The organism is Streptomyces sp. NPDC058401, assembly GCF_042722885.1.
In the GTDB taxonomy this organism is placed as follows: domain Bacteria; phylum Actinomycetota; class Actinomycetes; order Streptomycetales; family Streptomycetaceae; genus Streptomyces.
Genome location: NZ_JBHXKA010000258.1, coordinates 1 through 3,900, shown reverse-complemented (window position 1 = coordinate 3,900; position 3,900 = coordinate 1). Strand labels below are relative to the sequence as shown.

Annotated in this window: 6 protein-coding genes; 3 read left to right on the top strand and 3 right to left on the bottom strand. The window is 71.1% G+C overall.

All coding sequences use genetic code 11. From position 1 onward, the window contains the following. Positions 1-29 precede the first annotated feature (29 nt). Complete coding sequence (locus ACFWNV_RS39460) at positions 30-374, bottom strand: STAS domain-containing protein (RefSeq protein ID WP_383957121.1); 345 nt, start codon at positions 372-374, stop codon at positions 30-32. Between the two features lie 308 nt (positions 375-682). On the opposite strand from ACFWNV_RS39460, the gene ACFWNV_RS39455 reads away from it, so the two are divergent. Next, positions 683-1,510, top strand: a complete 828-nt coding sequence (locus ACFWNV_RS39455) for a SigB/SigF/SigG family RNA polymerase sigma factor (RefSeq protein WP_383957118.1) — start codon at positions 683-685, stop codon at positions 1,508-1,510. Positions 1,511-1,809: 299 nt separating this feature from the next. After that, positions 1,810-2,241: an ATP-binding protein gene (locus ACFWNV_RS39450; protein ID WP_383957115.1), complete on the top strand. Its 432-nt coding sequence runs from the start codon at positions 1,810-1,812 to the stop codon at positions 2,239-2,241. A gap of 76 nt (positions 2,242-2,317) precedes the next feature. Here ACFWNV_RS39450 and ACFWNV_RS39445 read toward each other — a convergent pair whose 3' ends face one another. Together ACFWNV_RS39445 and ACFWNV_RS39440 are read right to left on the bottom strand one after the other, a co-directional pair. Continuing rightward, on the bottom strand, positions 2,318-2,941 hold the full coding sequence (locus tag ACFWNV_RS39445) for a GPP34 family phosphoprotein (RefSeq protein ID WP_383957112.1): 624 nt from the start codon (positions 2,939-2,941) through the stop codon (positions 2,318-2,320). 33 nt (positions 2,942-2,974) lie between these two features. Further along, positions 2,975-3,241 (bottom strand): DUF4235 domain-containing protein, encoded by a 267-nt coding sequence (locus ACFWNV_RS39440; protein WP_383957110.1) that lies wholly within the window; start codon positions 3,239-3,241, stop codon positions 2,975-2,977. 227 nt (positions 3,242-3,468) lie between these two features. Between ACFWNV_RS39440 and ACFWNV_RS39435 the strand changes: the two genes are divergently transcribed. Next, positions 3,469-3,840: an STAS domain-containing protein gene (locus tag ACFWNV_RS39435; RefSeq protein ID WP_383957107.1), complete on the top strand. Its 372-nt coding sequence runs from the start codon at positions 3,469-3,471 to the stop codon at positions 3,838-3,840. Positions 3,841-3,900: the final 60 nt, after the last annotated feature.

Here is a 3,900-nt window from a genome sequence, read left to right as displayed (position 1 = left end):
CGGGTCGCGGTCGGGCGGCGGGCCGCGGCTCACGCCCCGGTGGCGTCCTCGACGCTCGCGCGCACGGACAGGACCGTATCGGCCCCGGTCACGGCGAAGAGCCGGCGCAACTGCTCGCCGGGGGCGGCGATCCGCAGGGTCGTCAGGTGGTGCAGCCGCAGCAGCAGGTTCAGGAAGGAGGAGTCCCCGAAGGTGATGGCACCCGCGTCCAGAACCACCAGCGGATACCGGTCCGCGGCCGAGGTGAGAGCCTCCTCCAGCGGTGCCAGCGTGTCCTGGTCCAGCTCTCCGCGGGCCGCCACCACCCAGCCGGTCCCCGCCGGGTAGCCGTCTCCGACCACACCTGGCTGAAACTCGTCCCCTGCTCCGCTCATGCCCGCCTCCCGGCTCGCCACCTGTAACTTCGTCGCTCACGGAGTATGCCTGGTCGCTCGATCGACGTGGCCGCCGCATGGCCCGTAAGACTCCCGCGAGGGGCGGCGCGGCCCGGGAAATAAAAAAGGTTCCGTGTGAGGGGTGTAGGACGGAAAAGCCGGGGCACACGTGCCCGGGCAGCTGTTCAGTCAATCGGGAGGGAGTGGCCACCATGTCGCGCTCGGCCACCGTCATAGGACCCATCAGTGCCACAGCCGTACGAGCTCCTGCTTGTGACCCGGGCATCGTGGGGGCGCCAACGCCGGACATGGACCGCGTCGAGGTCGAGAACGCCCGCGAGATGGCGCCGACCGACGCCCGTGAACTGTCGCGGCACTTCTTCGCGAGACTGCGCACGCTGGAGGAGGGCACGCGCGAGTACCAGTACACGCGCAACACGCTGATCGAAATGAACCTGTCGCTCGTCCAGTTCGCGGCGCGGCGCTTCCGGGCCCGCGTGCTCGGCGGCGGCCTCGACATGGACGACATCATCCAGGTGGGAACGATCGGCCTGATCAAGGCCATCGACCGCTACGACCTCGACCGGGAGGTCGAGTTCTCCACGCTCGCGCTCCCCTACATCATCGGTGAGATCAAGCGCCATTTCCGCGACACCACATGGGCCGTGCACGTCCCGCGCCGGCTCCAGGAACTGCGTACGGAACTCGCCAAGGCCCAGGAGGCCTTGAGCGACGACCTGGGCAGGGCGCCGACCGTCAAGGAACTCGCCCTCCACCTGAAGCTGTCCGAGGACGAGATCATCGACGGGCTGGTCGCCGCGAACGGCTACACCAGCACGTCCCTCGACGCCACCGCCGACAGCGACGAGGGGTCGTCCGCGGGCCGCAGTGCCCGGCCGGCGGCGGAACGCCACGGCGCCGTCGATCCCGGCATGGAGCTCTTCGAGGAGTTCCACACCCTCGCCCCCCTGCTGGAGCAGCTCGACGACCGCGACCGGCTCATCCTGCAGATGCGCTTCGGCCAGGAGCAGACCCAGGCCGAGATCGGCGCGGAGCTCGGCATCTCCCAGATGCAGGTGTCCCGGATCCTTTCCCGCACGCTGGCCCGGCTGCGCGTCGGCATGCTCACGGAGTAGGAAACGGAGTAAGGAATGGCTCGTCCACCCCGGCCCCCTCTACCGGGACCTCCCCGCGTACGGGGCCGGCGTGGGCGGCTTCGTCCGTGCGTCCCTGACCGCCCTGCAGGTCTTCGCCGGCCTCCCCACGGGCCGGGCGGCCCGCCACCGTCTGTGCCCCGGCGCCGCGAGAAGCCCGGTCGCCTAGACTGACCCGGTGCAAAGCCAGGGAGCACGGAGCGCGCAGAGAGCACGGACCAGTACCAACGTGGGGGTGAAAGACCTCGGTGGAGACCATCGGACCTGAAACGGGTGATCCGTTGAACGCGGGCCTTCCCACCGCAGGACAGCGCCGCAGGCTCGCCCTGACGGGTGTGCGCGGCGCCGTGGCCAAGAGCCGCGAGTTCACGCGCGAGGCCCTGCGGGACTGGGGCTGGGACGGCACCGAGACCTCCGAGGACGCCCTGCTCCTCGTGTCCGAGCTGCTGACCAACGCCTCCCTCCACGCGGGCGGTTGTCACGAGCTCCTCCTCACGGCCGGGGAGAACCTCCGCATCGAGGTCTACGACGGCACGACCACCCTGCCCCGCCGCCACCCCGCCCCGCAGCGCGGCATGCCGGGCGGCCACGGTCTGCACATCGTGGAGCGGCTGTCCGACCGCTGGGGCACGCACACCCACGAACACGGCAAGGCCGTCTGGGCCGAGATCGAGGCATCCCGGCTCAAGTCCGGCAGGCCCACCGGCCGATAACCGGCCCGGCGGCGGCCCACGGCCTCAGGGCCCCCGAATGCACCGGACCGGGGGCCTTAAGGCCGGACCGGGGGCCCTAAGGGGTGCGCCAGACGTTGGCGAAGGCCGCGTTCTCGATGGACCGCCGCTGTCTCACGGCTTCCAGCTGCATCACCGCGTCGTTGACGATCGCCAGCACGGTGGCCACCGCTTCGTCCTCGACGGCTCCTTCATCCTGGTGCCCGCCTGCGTCCTCGTCACGGGTGGCCACAACACCGGCGGCCTTGGCAAGGGCGAGCAGCGTGGGCTCGCCCGCCTCCCACCGGCTCCGGGCCCGGCGCCGGACGGGCGTCTCGGCCACTTCCAGGTGATCGTTCCCGAAGGGCAGCAGGGCGCGCCGTCCCCGCGTCAGCTGGCCGGCGGCTTCGAGGGCTGCCTGGTAGGTCGCGGAAAGGTCCCGGCCGCGGCGCCACAGCCAGTCTTCGACGCTTTCGTACGGCATCTTCCGGATGAGCGCCGCCCCTGCCTCCGCCACGAGCTCGTCATGCGGCTGGGCCGGGCCGCCCGGCACGATGGAGTCGCCGTCCAGAGAAGCGGCCTGCACGGCGAGGAGATCGATCAGTTCGGCACCCGCGAGCACGAGCGACAGGTCGCCCTGCCCGACTCCGGCCCCCGGCCCTTCGTCCACGGCGATGATGCACAAGTCCTTGGCCGTACTCATGAGCACTCCCCTCGAAAGCTTCGGACCGCCCGCCTACCCCGGCCAGGTGCCCGTAACCCGCCGGGTCGCGACTGCCCCGGACCGGTCGACGGCCGCCTTCACGACGGCGAAGATCGCGCCCTGGAGGGCGGCCGCTATGAGGATCTCCTTCCAGGAGCGGTCCTCGTCCGTGGCGTCCGGGGCGTCACCCTCCCCTTCGATCACCTTCCAGGCCTGCCTGAACGCCATCCCGGCAAGCATGCCGCTCGCCGCCCCCAGTGCCAGCCCGACCGGCCTGTACACGGCCTTGGACGCCTTCATCGGATGTCTTCCCTTCCCGGTGGAACTCGGGCGTTCTGCTTGGGCTCCCGTCTGCCCCTGTCCCGGCACCCCATGCCTACGTCGCCGAGGAGAATCCGGCACGGCCTGCGGGCCCCCGCCATCGCTTCTCCACGCTCTGATGATCCCGACCGTGAAGATCGCGCATACCGGTCCGAGACGCGGGCATCCGCACGGTACCCACCCGAGGGTGATCGCGAGGACAAGGAGTGTCTGTGCTGCCCTTCAACGTGACCGAGAGCGGTGTGCTGATCATCCGCGTGCGGGCCGATCTGGACATCGCCGGCCGGGCCGCAGCGGCCTGGGAGATCGACGGATACCTCGCCGCCCACCGCTCCGCGCCCGTCATGCTGGAGCTCTCGGACGCTCCGCTGAGCACCGCCGCGGTGAGCACCGTCGTACGAACCCAGCGCATGTGCCGGTCCGCAGGCACGCCGCTGGCCGTCCTCGCGGCGACCGCCGAGACGCGCCGGGCGCTGAAGGCACATACGGGAGCCGAGGGGCTGGCCGTCGAGCCCACCCTCTCCCTGGCCGCCGCCGCCCTCTCGGCTGCCTCGACCCCGGTAGCCACAGCAGCGTAAGCCGCAAGCCGTGCCCACTCACGGGCGGCGCCCCCTGTGGCCGGCGCGCCCGTGAGTTGC

Excerpts from the sequence above, each read along its gene's own strand:
- ACFWNV_RS39445 (WP_383957112.1), bottom strand. The coding sequence starts at position 2,941 with ATGAGTACGGCCAAGGACTTGTGCATCATCGCCGTGGACGAAGGGCCG.
- ACFWNV_RS39460 (WP_383957121.1), bottom strand. The coding sequence starts at position 374 with ATGAGCGGAGCAGGGGACGAGTTTCAGCCAGGTGTGGTCGGAGACGGC.
- ACFWNV_RS39440 (WP_383957110.1), bottom strand. The coding sequence starts at position 3,241 with ATGAAGGCGTCCAAGGCCGTGTACAGGCCGGTCGGGCTGGCACTGGGG.
- ACFWNV_RS39455 (WP_383957118.1), top strand. The coding sequence starts at position 683 with ATGGACCGCGTCGAGGTCGAGAACGCCCGCGAGATGGCGCCGACCGAC.